At 72.2% G+C, this 16,795-nt stretch carries 14 protein-coding genes; 9 read left to right on the top strand and 5 right to left on the bottom strand.

What is annotated here, in order from left to right; translation table 11 throughout:
- Positions 1 to 8 precede the first annotated feature (8 nt).
- The 4 genes from ACTWNK_RS15870 to der all read left to right on the top strand — a co-directional run bounded on the left by ACTWNK_RS15870 (position 9) and on the right by der (position 4,261).
- Entirely contained in the window at positions 9 to 656 is a 648-nt protein-coding gene (locus ACTWNK_RS15870) for a TetR/AcrR family transcriptional regulator (RefSeq protein ID WP_474304730.1), read from the top strand.
- On the top strand, positions 653 to 2,017 hold the full coding sequence (locus ACTWNK_RS15875; protein ID WP_474304731.1) for a carotenoid oxygenase family protein: 1,365 nt from the start codon (positions 653 to 655) through the stop codon (positions 2,015 to 2,017). The genes ACTWNK_RS15870 and ACTWNK_RS15875 overlap by 4 nt, the downstream gene beginning before the upstream one ends.
- A gap of 120 nt (positions 2,018 to 2,137) precedes the next feature.
- Positions 2,138 to 2,773 (top strand): (d)CMP kinase, encoded by a 636-nt coding sequence (cmk, locus tag ACTWNK_RS15880; RefSeq protein WP_474310926.1) that lies wholly within the window; start codon positions 2,138 to 2,140, stop codon positions 2,771 to 2,773.
- Between the two features lie 96 nt (positions 2,774 to 2,869).
- Positions 2,870 to 4,261 carry a ribosome biogenesis GTPase Der gene (gene der, locus ACTWNK_RS15885; RefSeq protein ID WP_474310928.1) on the top strand — a complete coding sequence of 464 codons (1,392 nt, stop codon included), beginning with the start codon at positions 2,870 to 2,872 and terminating at the stop codon, positions 4,259 to 4,261.
- 105 nt (positions 4,262 to 4,366) lie between these two features.
- Here der and ACTWNK_RS15890 read toward each other — a convergent pair whose 3' ends face one another.
- Positions 4,367 to 7,777: a protein kinase domain-containing protein gene (locus ACTWNK_RS15890; RefSeq protein WP_474304732.1), complete on the bottom strand. Its 3,411-nt coding sequence runs from the start codon at positions 7,775 to 7,777 to the stop codon at positions 4,367 to 4,369.
- A gap of 98 nt (positions 7,778 to 7,875) precedes the next feature.
- On the opposite strand from ACTWNK_RS15890, the gene ACTWNK_RS15895 reads away from it, so the two are divergent.
- From ACTWNK_RS15895 to ACTWNK_RS15910, 4 genes are all read left to right on the top strand, one after another.
- Positions 7,876 to 10,485, top strand: a complete 2,610-nt coding sequence (locus tag ACTWNK_RS15895) for an AfsR/SARP family transcriptional regulator (protein ID WP_474304734.1) — start codon at positions 7,876 to 7,878, stop codon at positions 10,483 to 10,485.
- A gap of 73 nt (positions 10,486 to 10,558) precedes the next feature.
- Positions 10,559 to 11,020: a hypothetical protein gene (locus ACTWNK_RS15900; protein ID WP_474304735.1), complete on the top strand. Its 462-nt coding sequence runs from the start codon at positions 10,559 to 10,561 to the stop codon at positions 11,018 to 11,020.
- Positions 11,021 to 11,107: 87 nt separating this feature from the next.
- Positions 11,108 to 12,082 (top strand): hypothetical protein, encoded by a 975-nt coding sequence (locus ACTWNK_RS15905; protein WP_474304736.1) that lies wholly within the window; start codon positions 11,108 to 11,110, stop codon positions 12,080 to 12,082.
- 30 nt (positions 12,083 to 12,112) lie between these two features.
- The gene (locus ACTWNK_RS15910) at positions 12,113 to 12,943 is read left to right on the top strand and encodes a hypothetical protein (protein WP_474304737.1); all 831 of its coding nucleotides are present in this window, start codon (positions 12,113 to 12,115) and stop codon (positions 12,941 to 12,943) included.
- 67 nt (positions 12,944 to 13,010) lie between these two features.
- Here the strand turns inward: ACTWNK_RS15910 and ACTWNK_RS15915 are convergent, their stop codons facing one another.
- Complete coding sequence (locus tag ACTWNK_RS15915; protein ID WP_474304738.1) at positions 13,011 to 13,544, bottom strand: GNAT family N-acetyltransferase; 534 nt, start codon at positions 13,542 to 13,544, stop codon at positions 13,011 to 13,013.
- Between the two features lie 108 nt (positions 13,545 to 13,652).
- On the opposite strand from ACTWNK_RS15915, the gene ACTWNK_RS15920 reads away from it, so the two are divergent.
- The gene (locus ACTWNK_RS15920; RefSeq protein WP_474304739.1) at positions 13,653 to 14,090 is read left to right on the top strand and encodes a hypothetical protein; all 438 of its coding nucleotides are present in this window, start codon (positions 13,653 to 13,655) and stop codon (positions 14,088 to 14,090) included.
- Here ACTWNK_RS15920 and ACTWNK_RS15925 read toward each other — a convergent pair.
- The 3 genes from ACTWNK_RS15925 to ACTWNK_RS15935 form a co-directional block, all read right to left on the bottom strand.
- Entirely contained in the window at positions 14,087 to 15,616 is a 1,530-nt protein-coding gene (locus tag ACTWNK_RS15925; protein ID WP_474304740.1) for an MFS transporter, read from the bottom strand. The two genes, ACTWNK_RS15920 and ACTWNK_RS15925, sit on opposite strands and share 4 nt — an antisense overlap.
- On the bottom strand, positions 15,616 to 16,260 hold the full coding sequence (locus tag ACTWNK_RS15930; RefSeq protein ID WP_474304741.1) for an LppX_LprAFG lipoprotein: 645 nt from the start codon (positions 16,258 to 16,260) through the stop codon (positions 15,616 to 15,618). Before ACTWNK_RS15930 ends, ACTWNK_RS15925 begins: the two co-directional genes overlap by 1 nt.
- A 74-nt stretch (positions 16,261 to 16,334) precedes the next feature.
- Positions 16,335 to 16,793 (bottom strand): MarR family winged helix-turn-helix transcriptional regulator, encoded by a 459-nt coding sequence (locus ACTWNK_RS15935; RefSeq protein ID WP_474304742.1) that lies wholly within the window; start codon positions 16,791 to 16,793, stop codon positions 16,335 to 16,337.
- Positions 16,794 to 16,795: the final 2 nt, after the last annotated feature.

The raw sequence follows: 16,795 nt of genomic DNA on the forward strand, positions 1-16,795 counted from the left end.
GCCCGCCCATGACGACCACCGCGTACCAGCAGGCTCAGCAGGCCGGTCAGGGCGCCGTGCGCGCCGCGATCCTGGACACCGCCGTGCGCCTGCTCACCACCGAGGGACCCGCTGCGCTGACCGTGCGCAGGATCGCGGGCGAGGCCGGATGCTCGACCAAGGTCATCTACACGCTGTTCGGCGGCAAGGACGGCCTGGCCGAGGCGGTGTGGCTCGAAGGGTTCGCCGGGTTCGACCGGGCGCTCAGGGGCGTTCCTGGCGACGACGACCCCCTGGAGCACCTGACGCAGCTCGGCGTCGCCTACCGCGACTACGCGCTCGCCCAGCCCGACTACTACCGGGTGATGTTCCAGAACGCCATCCCGGGCTTCGTCCCTAGCCCGGACAGCGCCTCCAGGTCGCGCGCCTCCTTCCTGATCCTGGAGGCGGCGGTCACCGCCTGCCTCGCACAGGGACGGCTGCGCGGCGGCGACGCGGCCGAGATCGCCGACCTCGTCTGGATGGCCATACACGGCGCCGTCAGCCTCGAACTGGCCGGATACGTCGCCCGGGACGTCGCGGAGGAGCGCTACCTCGTCCTGTGCACCGCCGTCGTCTCCGCGTACAGGCCAGAGCCCCGCCCGTCAGACCCGGCTCACGCAAGGAGCACGCCATGACCACGACCCCCTTCCGCGGCGCCTTCACCCCGGTGTCGGAGGAGATCACCGCACACGACCTGCCGGTGACCGGTCGCATCCCGGCCGAACTGTCCGGCCGCTACCTGCGCAACGGCCCCAACCCCCTGGGCCTGGACGACCCCAGCACCGGTCACCTGTTCGTCGGCCACGGCATGGTGCACGGGGTACGGCTGCGCGACGGCAAGGCCGAGTGGTACCGCAATCGCTGGGTGCGCAGCTCCGTCGTCGCCGAGGCGCTCGGCGAGCCGTGGCCGAAGGGCCCGCTGCACGCCGACTTCGACTTCTCCGCCAACACCCACGTGATCGGTCATGCCGGACGTACTCTCGCGCTGGTCGAGGCCGGGCCCAGGCCGTACGAGCTGACCGAGGAGCTGGAGACCGTCGGGCCGTGCGACTTCGGCGGCACGCTGCCCGGCGGGCTGAGTGCGCACACCAAGGTCGACCCGGCGACCGGGGAACTGCACACGGTGGCGTACTTCTTCGGCTGGGAGCATCACCAGTACGTCGTGATCGACGCCTCCGGCGTGGTCGCCAGGACCGTGGACATCCCGGTGCCCGACGCGCCGATGGTGCACGACTTCGCGCTGACCGAGCGCTATGTGGTGCTGTTCGACCTGCCGGTCACCTTCGACATGGAGGCGGCGGCCGAGGGCAGGCCGCTGCCGTACTCCTGGAATCCCGGGCATGCCTCGCGCATCGGGCTGCTCCCGCGCGCGGGCGGCGAGGTGCGCTGGGTGGACAGCGATCCGTGCTGGATCTTCCACACGCTCAACGCCTACGACGACGGCGACCAGGTCGTGGTCGACGCCGTGCGCTACGACCACCACTTCCTGGACACCGCGCTGGAGACCGGCGCCAGGCCCACCCTCGACCGGTGGCGGATCGACGTGCCCAGCGGGAAGGTGAGCGAGAGCAGGCTCGACGACCGGGCGCAGGAGTTCCCGCGCATGGACGAGCGGCTGGTCGGCAGGCGTCACCGCTACGGGTACACGGTGGCGACGCGCGCGCTCGACGACATCGCCTACCGGGGGGTCGAGCTCGACCGGCTGCCCGACGAGGCGTTCGACAACACCCTCATCAAGCACGACCTGCTGACCGGCTCCCAGGAGAGCAGGCAGTTCGGCCGAGGCGCGTACGTGGGGGAGCCGGTCTTCGTGCCGTCGGGCGAGAGCGAGGGCGAGGACGACGGCTATGTGATGACGCTGGTCAACGACCCCGAGCGGGGAGCGGCCGATCTGGTGATCCTCTCGGCCCGCGACGTCACCGGTCCGGCCGTCGCCCGTGTGCACCTGCCGGTCAGGGTGCCGCTCGGCTTCCACGGGAGCTGGGTGTCGGACTGAACGGCGCCCGCCTGCCGAAGCCCGGGACGGTCATGGTCCGTGAGGCGGTAACCTCGTGAGGTTGGAGCATCGACGGTAATCGCTGAGAGGGAGAGGGCCTTGACCGCACTGGTCGTCGCCATGGACGGTCCTTCGGGATCGGGCAAGTCGAGCGCCTCGCGTGGCGTCGCCCGCGCACTGGGCCTGCGTTACCTCGACACCGGCGCGCAGTATCGTGCGATCACCTGGTGGATGCTCCAGTGCGGCGTCGACCTGGCCGACCAGGCCGCCGTCGCGGCCAAGGCGGCCGAGCCCGAGCTGGTCTCGGGCACCGACCCGGACGGCCCGACCATCGCGGTCGACGGCGTCGACGTCGCCGGGCCCATCCGCAGTTCGGAGGTGACGGGCGCCGTCTCGCTCGTCGCCGCCGTGCCCGAGGTCAGGGCCAGGCTGGTCGCCCTGCAGCGCGAGATCATCGGCTCGGGCGACATCGTCGTCGAGGGCCGTGACATCGGCACCGCCGTCGCGCCGGGCGCGCCGGTGAAGATCTACCTGACCGCCAGCGCCGAGGCCCGCGCGGCCAGGCGCACGGCGGAGCTCGAAGGCACCACGGTCGAGGCGCAGCAGGCCGCCATGGCCAGGCGTGACACCCTGGACTCGACCCGTAAGACGGATCCACTCTCGATGGCGGATGGCGCCGTCGAGCTCGACACCACGGCGCTCGACCTCGATGAGGTGATCGCCGCGGTGGTGAGATTGATCAAGGAGCGCGCCTGACGATCAGGCGCGGTACTCAAAGGACGAAATATCGTGACAGCGGGGGAAGATTTTAGCTTCGACGACGGCGACGACGCGGGCTGGTTCGAGGCCGAGCTGGCCGAGCTCGGCGTCGACGAGCGCGACGAGGAGGAGGGCACGAGCGGCCCCGTCCCCGTGCTCGCCATCGTCGGCAGGCCGAATGTCGGCAAGTCGACACTGGTCAACCGCATCATCGGCCGCCGCGAGGCCGTCGTGGAGGACGTGCCGGGCGTGACCCGCGACCGCGTCACCTACGACGCGACCTGGCGAGGCCGTCGCTTCACCGTCGTCGACACCGGCGGCTGGGACCCCGACGCCACCGGCATGGCACTGCGCATCGCCGAGCAGGCCCAGGTGGCGGTCGAGCTCGCCGACGTGATCCTGTTCGTCGTCGACGCGGTCGTGGGCGTCACCGATGCCGACGAGACCGTCGGCGCGGTGCTGCGCCAGTCCGGCAAGCCGGTCATCCTGGCCGCCAACAAGGTCGACAACCAGCAGATGGAGCTGGAGGCCAGTTACCTCTGGGCGCTGGGCCTCGGTGAGCCGCACCCGGTCTCGGCCCTGCACGGCCGCTCGTCGGGCGACCTGCTCGACGTCGTGCTCAACGCGCTGCCCGAGACCCCGGCCCAGCGGTTCGGCACCGAGCGCGGCCCACGCCGTGTCGCCCTGCTCGGCAAGCCGAATGTCGGCAAGTCCTCGCTGCTCAACCGCCTGGCGGGCGAGGAGCGCGTGCTGGTCGACCCGATGGCGGGCACGACGCGCGACCCGGTCGACGAGCTGATCGACCTCGGCGGCACGACGTGGCGCTTCATCGACACCGCCGGGATCCGCCGCCGCGACCGCGAGCTGCAGGGCGCCGACTACTACGCCGCCATGCGCACCCGCGCCGCACTGGAGCGGGCCGAGGTGGCGATCGTGCTGATCGACGCCAGCGAGGTGCTCACCGAGCAGGACCTGCGCATCATCAGCCTGGTGATCGAGTCCGGCCGTGCCATGGTGGTGGCGTTCAACAAGTGGGACCTCGTCGACGAGGACAGGCGCTACTACCTGGAGAAGGAGATCGACCGCCAGCTCGTCCGCACCCCGTGGGCCCTGCGCGTCAACATCTCCGCCAAGACCGGCAGGCACATGGACCGGCTGGTGCCCGCGATCGAGAAGGCGCTCGACTCCTGGTGCACCCGGGTGCCCACCTCGCGGCTCAACGCCTTCCTCACCGAGCTCGTCCAGGCCACCCCGCCGCCCGTGCGCGGCGGCAAGCAGCCGAAGATCCTCTTCGCCACGCAGGCGTCGACGGAGCCGCCCAAGTTCGTGCTGTTCACCTCGGGCTGGCTCGAGGACACCTATCGCCGCTTCATCGAACGCCGTATCCGCGAGGAGTTCGGCTTCGCCGGATCGCCGATCGAGGTCACGATGAAGATCCGCGAGAAGAAGAAGCGCGACGGCGGCGCCGCCAAGTCCAGGAAGTAGCCGGAGGCCCGGGCGTGCGGTGAGCGCGCCCGGGCCCCGTGTCCCGGCCGCTCGGCCCGCTCCCGCATCGGCCTGACGCACCCGACATGTCCCGCCTCAAGGCGCTCAGCACACGCGCATCGGCTCGATGCCCTGGACGTGTACGCGCCACTCGGCCTCGGTCAGGGGCGTGCCCGCGCGGGCGCAGACGGCCGAGGCCAGGCGTGGGCCGTCCAGGGGATGGCGGCGCACGACGCCGTCGGGCGTGGCGACGATCAGGGTGCGCCCGTCGGCGCTGAAGGCCATGGAGGCGTCGGAGCCGAAGCCCTCCATGACGCCCCACGCGTCGCGGACCAGGGCGATCGGCCGCCCGGACGGCACGTCCCACAGCCTGATCCGATCGCCCTGCTCATAGGTGGCGAGCCGGAGGCCATCAGGCGACCACGCCATCAGAGCGGGAAGCGCGTCGGGCACGGACATGAACGGCGCACCCACGGGCCCCCCGAAACGCGAGTCCCACACCGCGGGGGCGTCGCTCATCCCGATCGCCACCCTGCGCCCGTCGGGCGCGAACTCGTACGGCCCGTCGGCCAGGCTGCTCGACCCGCCGGGCCGCTCGACGGCCGCCCCCGTGACGGGATCGGCCAGGCTGACCTCGGGGAAGTACCCGGCCACCAGCAGCCGCCCGTCCGGACTGAAGTCCATGTGGTCGGACCCGTCGACAGGCGAGGCGGTCGTCGTGCCGCGTACCAGGTCGTGCAGTTCGAGCCAGGTCCGCTCCGACTCGCCGTGCCCCGCGACGGCCAGCCGGGAGCCGTCGGCGTTCAGCGCGAGCCCGATGACCTGGCGTACCTCCTTCTCGGCCACGTCCACCCTGTGCACCACACGGCCGCTCGCACTGTCCAGCACGACGACCTCGCGCTCGCCACCGGCGGCGACCCTGGCGCCGTTCCTGGAGAAGGCCAGCACGTCGCCGGGCGCGGCCACCGGCATGCCGATGGGGGCCGCCTGCGCGACGTCCCACAGCCACGCCTTGCCGCCCGCGTGCACGGCCAGTGCCCGGCCGCCCGGCCCGAGCCTGACGGTGCCGTCCGGGGGAAAGGCGCTGATCGGCCTGGCCAGGTCGGAGGCGAGGTCGAGGGTGACGACCTGCCCGTCCTCGGTGAGCAGCCGGAGCTGCCCGGCCGCCTCGTCGAAGCGCGCCGCGCTCAGATTGTCGGCGAACACATGGCTGAACAGGACCTGTCCGTCGCCCGTGCGCATGACGAGCAGGTGCCTGTCCTCCCAGGTGGCCATCAGGGAGCCGCCGCGGCCGAACACCAGTTGCGGACCGATGTCACCGACGTCGGTCGCGCCTCCCGCCCCGTCGCCCGGCAGCGGATCGCCCGACGGAACGGAGAACATCCGCAGCCGCTCGTTGGACCGCTCCTGGAGGAACTCGATCAGCGCCAGCGTGGTGCCGTTGAACTCCGCCCACCTGACGTCCTCCTTCAACGGCATCGAGGCGACCTCGATCCTGGTGTTCTTACGCAGGTCCCACAGCTCGGCCTTGCCGTCGCCCCTGCCGACGACCACCCCGGTCGTGCCGTCGGCACTGACCGCGTCGTACGGCGAGCGGGAGCGCGTGCGCACGTCCCACCAGCCGATCTTGTCCTGGTCCGGCACGCCGAGCAGTCGCCCGGTGGGGTCGAAACGCAGCCCGCTGATGTCCCCGTCGCCGCCGGAGGCGAAGGAGGCGCCGAGCGGTGTGCCCGTGCGCACGTCCCACAGCCGCACGCCCGTGGGCGAGTGCAGGGCCAGCAGGCGGCCGTCGGGGCTGAGCGCGGCCTGGCTCACATCGGGATCGGCGCCGGTGAACGAGCCGATCTCACGCTGTTCGGGCACGCTCCACAGCCGCACCCTGCCGCGCAGCACGGCGGCCAGCACCCGCCCGTCGCGGCCGAGTGCGTAGGCGGTGCCCGCGCTCACGTCCGGATCGGTGAACAGCTCCACCCGGCGCTGGGCGAGCGAGCCCTGCAACGCGCCGAGCGTGGTGGCCTGCGTGGGCGCCAGCCGCCACGCGGCGACACTGAGCTGCATCGCCAGCCGGGGATCACTGTCACGCAACCCCTCCGACCGTACGGCGAGCGACTCCGCCATGGCCTCGTCGCGCTGGCGGTCCGACACCCCGCGCCGATACTCGGCCAGGGCCAGCCCGCCGAGCGTCGCCACCAGAAGGACGGCGAGCACGGCGGCCAGCAGCCCCCTGCGCCGCGAGCGACGCCTGCCCTGGGCCGCGGCGGCGTCGAGGAACTCACGCTCGACGTCGAGCAGGACGATGTCCCTGCGCTCGGTCGCCGCCCAGCGCAGCGTGCGGTCCAGGCGTGAGCCCTGCAGCAGATCGCCCGGTTTGCGGCGATGCCCGTCCCAGAACAGCGCCGCCTCGGTCAGGCTCCGGTGCACGGGCAGGCTGTCACGGTTGTCGGCGACCCACCGGCGCAACCGGGGCCACGCCTGGGCCAGCGCCGGGGCGGCCAGCACATAGGTGGAGGCGTCGGCGTCCGATGCGACCAGCCCGGCGGCGCCGTACACGGTGAGCAGGGACGCGGTGGCGGGGGAGCCGGTGAGCTCGGCCGAGGGGACCTTCCTGATCGTCTCGTCGCCGTCGATCATGCGCAGGAACACGTCGGGGGCGGCGGCGCGCTCGCCCTCCGACAGTTCGGCGTAGAGGTCTTCGGCGACCGTGCCGAGGTCGGGCTCGGCGGGGCCGCGCAGGGCGGCGGCGGCGTTGCCGCCCTCGTCGAGCAGCCATTCGCCGTCCTGCCCGCCGAGCAGGCCGAGCAGCAGCGCCCTGGCCGAAGGCCGCTTGGCCGGGTCGCGGACGAGCGCGGCGGCGACCAGGCCGCGCAGGGGCTCGGCCAGGTCGCCGAGGTCGGGCCTGAAGCCGATCACCTGCGTCGCGGCGGCCATGGGCGTCTCACCGGGCACGGCGTCGTGCCCGGTGGCGGCGAACAGCACGACCAGGCCCCACGCCCACACGTCGGAGGCGGCGCTCGCGCCGTGACCGGCGTAGACCTCGGGCGCGGTGTAGTTGGGCGTGCCCATCAGCGGGCCGGTCGTGGTCGGCCCGGCCTGTCTGGCGATGCCGAAGTCGATCACCCGGGGGCCTTCGGGGCTGAGGATGATGTTGTCCGGCTTCAGGTCGCGGTGCACGATCCCGGCCTGGTGGATGGCGGTCAGCGCGGTCGCCGCCCCGATGGCCAGGCGGCGCAGCGCGTCCTCGCCGTAGGGGCCGTCCTCGGTGATGACGCGGCGCAGGTCGGGACCGGCGACGTACTCGCTGACGATGAAGTCCTCGCCCGCCTCGATGACCTTCGCCGTGCAGAAGGAGGCCACCTTGGCCGCGGCTTCGGCCTCCCTGACCAGGCGGGCCCTGGTGTCGGGGTCACCCGCGCGCGGCACCTTGACCGCGACGCGCCTGCCGCTCTCGCCATAGCCCTCGTAGACCACGCCCTGACCGCCGGCGCCGAGGCGACCGGCCAGCCAGTATCGTCCCAACCGCTGAGGGTCAGAAGGAGTAAGAGGAAGCATCAGATATGGAATTCTTGTCGATCAAACGATCATCTGCTGGATTACCGAGAAATCCGTAGGAACTCATGGAATTCCGGATCATGGGCGCGCTAGAGGTGCTGGACGGCGCCGAGGATCGCACCCCTACCGCGCCCAAGCATCGCGACCTGCTGGCGATGTTCCTGCTCAACCCGCGAAGGCCGCTGACCGTCGAGCGATTACGCGCGCTGCTGTGGCCGCACGAGGACGGCGAACGTTCGGACTCGCTCGTACGCGGCTATGTGGGACGCCTGCGACAGCTCGTCGGCACCGACGTGATCACCACCAGGGCCGGGACGTACACACTGGCCGTCGAGGAGGGGCAGCTCGACGCCGACCGGTTCAGGAGGCTGGTGGCCAGGGGCGGCTACGACGACCTGGTGGAGGCGCTCGCCCTGTGGCGCGGCCCGGCGCTCGCCGACGTCGACCCCGAAGCGGGCCGCTGGTCAGGCACCGCGAGGCTGCGCGAGGAGCTGGAGGAACTGCGCCTGCTCGCCCTCGACCACCGCATCGGGCTCGACCTGGAGGCGGGCCGGCACCGGGAGGTGCTGCCCGAGCTGCGCGGCCTGGTCGCCGAGCATCCCCGCTGGCAGCGCTTCCGCGCCTGCCACATGCTGGCGTTGTACCGCAGCGGGCGCAGGGTCGACGCGCTCGACGCCTACGAGAGGCTGCGCGCCGAGCTGGACGAGGGCCACGCCATCGAGCCGGACCCGGACGTGCAGCTGCTCTACCACCGCATGCTGCACGACGACGTCTCGCTGCACGTCTCGGCGGGCCCGCCGGTCCTGCTGCCCAGGGACACGGGCGACTTCACCGACCGGACCGACCTGCTGGAGTGCGTGATCGGCGAGCACGTCGTCGTGCACGGCGCGGCCGGTGTGGGCAAGTCGGCGCTGGCCGTGCACGCCGCCTGGCGCAGCAGGGCCGCCTTCCCTGACGGCATCCTCTACGCCGATCTGCGCGAACGCGGCTCGACGGCCGCCGTGCTGGAGGACTTCCTGCGCTGGCTCGGCTGCCCGGCCCAGGCCGTTCCCGCCGATCCGGAGCGCCGGGTGCAGCTGCTGCGGACCTACGCGGCCAACCGGCGGCTGCTCGTCGTGCTCGACAACGCCACCGACGAACAGCAGGTACGCCCCCTGCTGACGGCCGGCCCCACGGTCGTGACCAGCCGCTCGCCGCTCACCGGGCTGACCGGCGTGAGCAGGATCGCCGTCGGCGTGCTCGACGACGAGGCGGCGGCCGAGCTGCTGACCAGGGTGGCGGGCAAGGACAGGGACACGGCCAGGGGGCAGGTCGCACGGCTGGCCGGTATCTGCGGCGGCCTGCCGATCGCCCTGCGCATCGCCGGATCGCGGCTCGCGGCCAGGCCGGAGTGGACGGTGGACTACCTGGCCGACCTGCTGGCCGACGAGCGGGCCCGCCTGGACGGGCTGCACGCGGGCGACCAGACGTTGCGCGGGGTGCTGTCGATCGGCTACGAGGGGCTGCCCGAGCCGGCCAGGCGCACGCTGCGGCTGCTCGGGGCGCTGCCTTCGGCCGATTTCGCCGCCTGGGCGCCCGACAGGTTCGGCGGGTCTCCGGGCGGGCATGCCGAGGTGCTGGTCGAGGCCGGGCTGCTGGAGACGCACGGCGTGGACGCCGCCGGGCAGATGCGCTACCGGCTGCACGAGCTGACCAGGTTGTTCGCCCGCGATCTGCTCGGCGAGCGCGCGGTGCGCGGCGCGCTCGCCGATCTGGCGGCCGTCGCGACCGCCATGGTGCAGGCCTCCAGGTTCACCCTGGTGTCGGGCGATCGGCACACCGCGCACGCGACGACCGACATCCGTACCTCGGTCGACTGGCTGCACGCCGAGCGCTCGTTCCTGGTCGCCCTGGTCGGGGCGTTGCGGGAGGCCGGGCTGCACGAGGCGTGCTGGCGGCTGGCGCATCTGCTGACGCCGTACTTCGACAGGCACGGCTTCCTCGACGACTGGCGCGCGTGCGCGTCGACGGCGCTGGAGGCGGCGGAGGCGACGGGCGAGGCCAGGGCGCGGGCGCTGATCCTGCGCGACCTCGGCGACCTGCACCGGGCCGAGCGGCGCTGGGACCCGGCGCACGAGCGGCTGCGCACGGCGCTGGGTGTGTTCGTCGGGGCGGGCAGCGTCAGGGACGTCACGCAGGTCAGACGCAGGCTGGCTCAGGTCCAGATGGAGCGGGGCGAGGCGGGCCCGGCCGAGGGCACGCTGACCTCGTGCCTGGCGGCGACGGGCAACGCACGCGACCAGGCGGAGATCCTGCTCGCACTCGGCGACCTGCTGGCCAGGCAGGGCAGGCACGAGGAGGCGGCCGAACGCCTGTCCGCCGCCGCGGCACACCTGGAGCACCTGGGCGAGCGCCACCGCAGGACCGACGCCCTGCTGGCCCTGGCCGCCTCGCACCTGGCCAGGGCGCTCCCCGCCGAGGCCAGGCAGTGCGCCCAGCAGGCCCGCGCGCTCGCCGTACGGCTGGGCGACGGGCTGCTCGACGCCAGGGCGGTGCTGGCGCTGGCCAGGGTCAACCTGGCCGAAGGCGACGAGCCGCTGGCCCGTGAGCTCGCGGCGGAGGCGGCCGGGGCGTTCGGCGAACTCGGCGACGAGCGGGGCCGCGAGGAGGCGCTCGGCCTGCTCGCCCCGGCCTGACGCGGACTCAACACGACCTCAACACCGCCCGGCCTACCTTCCTGTCGTCGGCAAACGAACGAGAGGAAGACCGATGAACACGAAGATCCGGATGGCCACCGTGGTGGCCGCGGCAGCCCTGTCCATGGGCACGCTCGCGACCACCGCCTCGGCGGCCGAACTGAGCGGCGCCACCTCGTCTGCGGCCTACCTGGCGGGCGGCTGCAACGCGGCCAGGGGCAACAACGGCAGTGTCAAGGCCTACTACTACACCAGCGGCAACTACGACATCTTCAACCGCATCAACTACTACCTGGGCGGCGTCGGCCTGCGCAACAAGAGCAACGTCAACCTCCGCATCCGCAAGCACCAGTCCGGCCGCCCCGACAAGACGGTGTGGTCGTGGACCTCGGGCGACAACATCCCGCCCGGCTCCGGCGGTCGCAGCCTGAACGTCCGCGTGAAGCGGTCGGACAAGGTCCATGTCGACTTCACCTTCGTCTTCGACCGCAGCGGCTCGGACCCGAGGTGCGGCGGCAGGACCAACAGCATCTGACGCGGGTCCCGGAGGGGTGGCACGGCCTCGTGCCACCCCTCCGCCCTTTCTGACGGGATTCGTCCTTTCTGACGGGAGGTGGAGCAGATGAGGATCGTCGCCGCACTGGCCGTGGTCCTGGCCCTGACCCTGGCCGGATGCGCCCAGCCGGACCCGCTCCCCGAGTGGTCGCTGGTCGCGGTCTCGCCCGAAGGCGCCGTGCTGTTCGACGGGGGCAGGGCGCGCTACGAGGGGGTGCGCAGGAACGGCGAGCGCGTGTGGCACGAGCGGGCGGCCGTCGTCGGGGGCGGCCAGGTCGTGTGCCTGAGGACCTGCCCGGACGCGGTGCTCCCCGGCGCCCCGCCCGCGGGTTTCCCCGCCACCGGGCGCGTGCTCACGGCCCGCTCGGCCACCGACGCCGTGCTGGCCGAGCCCGCCCCAGGGCCCGGCCCCGGGTACGGCGGGCGGCTGCGGCTGCTGCGACCGGACGGGCGCGAGGCCGTGGTGCCGGTGCCGGACGCGGCGGCGGTGACCTGGAACGAGAGCCCCGACGGCACCACCGCGCTGGCCGTGACCGGGACGGGCGCACTGTGGTCGCACCGCGACGCCGGAGGCTGGCGGGCGGGCGCCCGGCTGCCGCGGGGCGAGTGGTGGGGTGGCTGCACGGCGGCGGGCGGCGCGCTGGCCGTACTGGCCGGGCCGAGGCCCGTGCTCCTCGCGCGGGGCGGGAGCACGGCGCCGGTCACGACCGATCTGGAGGTGGTCACGGAGTGCGCGGCGGGCCCCGGCGGCGCCGTGCTGCTCTCGCGCTGGAAGGACGCCGCCGGCGCGCCGCACACGGCGATGCGCGGCCTCTCGCCCACCGGAGCGCGGACCTGGTCACGCGACCTGGCCACCGAGGCCCAGGTACGGGCGGCGCCGTCGGGCGGTTACGTGCTCGTGCACGACGGCAGGGCCGAGGTGCTCGACGCGGGCGGGCGCACGCTGCGCACCCACGACGACGTGGCGTCGGCGGCGTTCACCGGGCCCGGCGAACTCGTCCTGCTGCGTCACGACGGCACGCTGACCTGGCTGAGCGGCTGATCGAAGCCGCAAAAATCATCAATGCGAATAATGCAGGCAGGAAGGCCGGTATTCCGCGAGAACCTAATCGCGGAATACCGGCCCGGCAATGCGCTGACCATTGCATTGTCGTGGTGCGCGCCTAGTCTTGTGGAGAGCACAGTCGTTCGTTTACTCATGAAGGGCGGGCCGATGACGTCTCTCAATCAAGGAGCCTGGGTATCCGGCACCACGTATTACCAGTACGGCCACAACTCGATTCCCAACATTCCGATTACCGGCGCGCCCGCCGACACGAACTTCAGGCGCTACTCCATGTTGCACGACGGCACCGACTACCGGCTCTACGCGTTCAAGGCGAGCACCGGCAACACGCTCTACCAGTTCGGCTGGAACGGCAGTTCCTATGCCTACGGGCACAACTCCATCCCGCAGCTGACCTTGACCAACATCCCGGCCGACGCCGATGCGAGCAGCTTCTCCATGCTGCACAGCGGCTCGGCCTACCACGCCTATCTGCGCCGTCTCGGCGATCCGACGACGCTGTATCAGTTCATCTGGGTGCCGGGCACCTCGACCTATCAATGGTCTTACGGCTCCTATATCCCCACATTGCGCGTCACCGGATTCCCGGCCGACACCGACTGGTCGCGGTGGTCGATGCTGCACGACGGCGCCAACTACCGGATATACGCCTTCCACTACGGACAAAACGACCGGCTCTCGCAGGGGGCCTGGAATCCGGCCACGACGAACTACGAATACGGCTTCCAGTCGATCCCGCAACTCGAACTCAGGGGATACCCGGCCGACAGTGACGTCGGCAGACCGGCGATGCTGCACGACGACGCCAACTACCGGTTCTATTTCCAGAAGCCGTAGAAAGCGCGTGACAATGCCCGCCGATCCGTCGGCGGGCATTTTCCGTGCCCGCTACAGACGTCACCTGCTACCAGACGTCGCCCTCGCGCCAGTCGGCGCTCAGCGCGCCGGTCAGGTCGAGCGGCGCCGAGCCGGGCAGCACGTAGACGCCGCCGTCGTCGTCCTCGGTCCTGGCGGGGCCGTCGGGCGTGAGCGCGTAGGTCGGGCCGTTCCACACCACCCAGCCGCGGGCGGCGTAGAGCGAGGCCGCCTCCTCCGAGGCGCTCAGCGCACCCACCTCGTAGGCGTCGCGCAGGACCTGCTCAAGCGCGGCCATCATCGCCGAGGCGTGCCCCCGCCTCCTGTGGCCGGCCCGCACGCCGACTCCCTCCACGTAGCCCGCGCGCAGCGCCCGGTGGCCGTGCAGGAGCCGCCGCTGGACGAGCGCCGCGTGTCCCACGAGCTCGCCGCCCTCCCAGACGAGCGCGTGCATCCCGCCCAGGCAGTGCTCCCAGTCCTCGTCGGAGAAGTCGCCTTCGAAGACCGCGTCGAGCAGGGTGCGCACGGCCTGGCGGGTGGCGGCGTCGAGTGCGGACGTGTGGGCCAGGCGGAACTCGGTCATGAGGATCAGCCTGCCATCGGGACGGGGTGGCCGAAAGCCAATACTTGCTCTCTAACGAGACTCGGTGTCATTATCCACTCGTTGCCACATGCGAGCCGAGGAGAGACGATGACCACCACACCGACCCTGAACCCGCAGATCGTCGGACAGGCCGAGAACGCGCACAAGCCGATCCTCGACCGCATCCTGGCCAGGACCGCGACCACGAAGGAGCAATGGGTGACGCTCAAACTGATCGCCGCCTCGGGCGGCACGGCCGACCGCGAGACGCTGGTGGCGAGGATCTCGGGCGCGCTCAAGATCGAGGGCACGCAGGTGCTGGCCGCGCTCGGCGAGTTGCGCGCGGCCGGGCTCATGCACCACTCCGACGGCACGCGGACGGTCGCCCTGACCCCGACGGGCACGGCACGTCACGACGAGATCGCGGCCTCGGTCGGCGAGGTCGTCGCCAGGGTCTACGGCGACCTGCCCGCCGCCGACCTGGAGACGGCGGCCAGGGTGCTCCTGCTCATCACCCGCAGGCTCGACGCCGAGACCGCCGCCTAGCCCCGCCGCCCGCCGCCGGGCATCAGCAGGGCGAGCGCCGCGCCCGCCAGGCACACCACGGCCGTGATGAGGAAGATCTCGGTGTACTCGACATGCAGCGCCGCCGTCACCTTCACCTGGTACTCGGCCAGCCGCACGGCATAGACGGCCGGCTCCACGCCGATCGGCAGCGGCGTGTCCAGATGGGCGGTCAGCGACTGGAACCGGTAGAAGCCCCACGCCGACAGTGCGGCGACGCCGAGCAGCATGCCCATCATCCTGGCCACGACCACGGCCGACGAGGCGACCCCGTGCTCGCCCGGGGCCGTGGCCCGCAGAACGGCCGAGGAGACGGGCGCGATGACCAGGCCGAGGCCGAGCCCGGCCACGACCAGGTCGACGTCCATGGCGGGCAGGCCGAAGTGCTCGGCGGCGGCCAGATCGACCGGCCAGCGGCTGATCAGGGCGTAGCCGAGCGCCGCGACCAGCAGCCCGGCGACCGCGACGAGCCGCTCGCCGTACCTTCTGACCAGCACGCCGCCGAGCAGCGCCGCCACCGTCAGGGCGAGCAGGAACCTGGACAGCACCAGGGCCCCGCCGGTCGCGTCGAGCCCCAGCAGGGTCTGGGCGGCCAGTTGCACGTCGACCAGCGTGACCAGCAGGGCGGCGCCGCTCAGGAAGCTCACGCCGAGCGTGGCCAGCAGCGGCCCCTTGCGCACACCGGACAGGTCCAGCAGCCGGACAGGCGTGCGCACCTCCCACCACACGAACGCGACCCCGGCCAGCACCCCGCACCCCAGTACGGCCGGACCCCACGAGGGCAGGACGGCATGCGCGGGATCGGGGTTGTAGAGCCCGGCGACCAGCAGCCCGAGACACAGGGCGAGCAGCAGACCCCCGACGACGTCGACCGAACGCCCCGCCGACGCCGTACGGGGTCCGGGAGGCGGCACCGAGCGCTGCACGGCGACGGCGGCGGCCAGCGCCAGCGGCACGTTCAGCCAGAAGATGGCACGCCAGCCGCCGAGCTCCACGCCCAGCACCTGCGTGGCGGGCACGAGCGCGGCGACGGCGGCGCCGTACAGGGGACCGAGCACGCTGCCGAGCTCCTGCGCCGCGCCGACCGCGCCCAGCGCCACGGGTCTGCGCCTGTCGTCCCACAGGTCGCCGACCAGGGCCATCGTGATCGGCAGCAGGGCGCCTCCCGCCACGCCCTGCAGCGCGCGACCGGCCACCAGCATGGGCACGGAGGCGGCCAGTGCGGTGAGCACGGAGCCGAGCGCGAACCCGGCCAGGCACGCGTGGATCAGCGGGCGCCTGCCGAAGGAGTCGGACAGGCGGCCGAGCAGCGGCATCGCCGCGATGTAGCCCAGCAGGAAGCCGGTCACGACGGGCGTGGCCCGCTCCAGATGGTTCAGCGGCACGTCCACGTCGGCGGCGATGTCGACCAGGACGGTGACGACCACGTAGGCGTCGAGCGCGGCCAGCAGCACGGCGGTGCCGCCGACGCCGAGCGCGACCCGGCGGCGGGCCTGTGGGGCGGCCATCAGCCGGCGGGCGGGGTGATCTGGACCGCGGCGTCGTAGTCGGACAGGCGCACGTGCACGGTGCCGCCCTGCAGCGGCAGGCTCACCGAGGTCAGCCTGCTGGTGGCCTTGTCCAGGACGAGGCTGCCGGTGACGCCCTGGCCGAGTCCGGGCACGAGTGCGGCCAGCGTCTGGTCGGAGAAGGTGGCGCTCACCTTGTAGCCGCCGTCCTGCTCGCCTTCGACACGCGGGTCCTTGGCGCTGCGCAGGAGGTGGGGCAGGCCCTTGGCCGGGTCGAGGATGGCCGAGGGGTCGTAGATCTGGGCCAGGTCCTTGCGCGTCATCTTCTGGTAGCCGCCGGTCGGGCCCTTGAAGTGCACGGTGTCGCCGACCAGGAAGAAGCTCATCTCCTGCGTGGTGCCGAGGATGTCGATCTGGATCGTGCCGTCGGCGTCGCCCTGGGCCGTCAGCCTGCCGTCGGCCTTGCGCACGGGTACGGCGGGCTTGCCGTCCGTCGTGATCGAGAAGGCGGCGGACTTGACCGAGGTCATCGCCTGTGCGGCCTTGGCCAGCAGGTCGGGGGCGGCCGGCAGGTCGCCGCCTCCGCCAGGCGAGCACGCCGGGATCAGCGCGAGGGCGAGGAGGAGCAGCAGCTTTCTGAGCATGCCTGGGATCGTAGCCAGCGCCGGGCCGCCACCGGCGCGCCCGGCGATATCGGTATGGCCTCAGGGGCCACGCCTCAGCGCAGGCTCTTGAGGTGCTCCATGATCGGCGCGTAGGCGTGCTCAAGGGCCTTGAGCTGGTCGCCGGTCAGCCGGTCGACGAAGTGCTCGCGCACGCTGGCCACGTGGTGCGGCGCCACGCGCTGTATCGTCGCCCAGCCCTCTTCGGTGAGCACGGCCCAGGTGCCTCTGCGGTCGTCGCGGCAGTGCTCCCTGGCCACCAGGCCCGCCGACTCCATGCGGGAGATCTGGTGCGAGAGCCTGCTGCGCGACTGGAACGTGGCATCGGCCAGGTCGCTCATCCGCATGCGATGCCTGGCGCTCTCGGAGAGGTTGACCAGGATCTCGTAGTCGTTGAGCGACAGGCCAAGTCCCTGGAGCTCACGGTCGAGCCGATGCTCCAGGAGTTTGTTGACGGCCAGATGCGCACGCCAGGCGCGCTGCTCGGACGGGGTAAGCCAGCGGGGCGTGCTCATGA

The organism is Nonomuraea sp. IBHARD001, from assembly GCF_056106265.1.

Excerpts from the sequence above, each read along its gene's own strand:
- ACTWNK_RS15870 (WP_474304730.1), top strand. The coding sequence starts at position 9 with ATGACGACCACCGCGTACCAGCAGGCTCAGCAGGCCGGTCAGGGCGCC.
- ACTWNK_RS15875 (WP_474304731.1), top strand. The coding sequence starts at position 653 with ATGACCACGACCCCCTTCCGCGGCGCCTTCACCCCGGTGTCGGAGGAG.
- cmk (WP_474310926.1), top strand. The coding sequence starts at position 2,138 with ATGGACGGTCCTTCGGGATCGGGCAAGTCGAGCGCCTCGCGTGGCGTC.
- ACTWNK_RS15895 (WP_474304734.1), top strand. The coding sequence starts at position 7,876 with ATGGAATTCCGGATCATGGGCGCGCTAGAGGTGCTGGACGGCGCCGAG.
- ACTWNK_RS15900 (WP_474304735.1), top strand. The coding sequence starts at position 10,559 with ATGAACACGAAGATCCGGATGGCCACCGTGGTGGCCGCGGCAGCCCTG.
- ACTWNK_RS15905 (WP_474304736.1), top strand. The coding sequence starts at position 11,108 with ATGAGGATCGTCGCCGCACTGGCCGTGGTCCTGGCCCTGACCCTGGCC.
- ACTWNK_RS15910 (WP_474304737.1), top strand. The coding sequence starts at position 12,113 with ATGCAGGCAGGAAGGCCGGTATTCCGCGAGAACCTAATCGCGGAATAC.
- ACTWNK_RS15915 (WP_474304738.1), bottom strand. The coding sequence starts at position 13,544 with ATGACCGAGTTCCGCCTGGCCCACACGTCCGCACTCGACGCCGCCACC.
- ACTWNK_RS15920 (WP_474304739.1), top strand. The coding sequence starts at position 13,653 with ATGACCACCACACCGACCCTGAACCCGCAGATCGTCGGACAGGCCGAG.
- ACTWNK_RS15925 (WP_474304740.1), bottom strand. The coding sequence starts at position 15,616 with ATGGCCGCCCCACAGGCCCGCCGCCGGGTCGCGCTCGGCGTCGGCGGC.
- ACTWNK_RS15930 (WP_474304741.1), bottom strand. The coding sequence starts at position 16,260 with ATGCTCAGAAAGCTGCTGCTCCTCCTCGCCCTCGCGCTGATCCCGGCG.
- ACTWNK_RS15935 (WP_474304742.1), bottom strand. The coding sequence starts at position 16,793 with ATGAGCACGCCCCGCTGGCTTACCCCGTCCGAGCAGCGCGCCTGGCGT.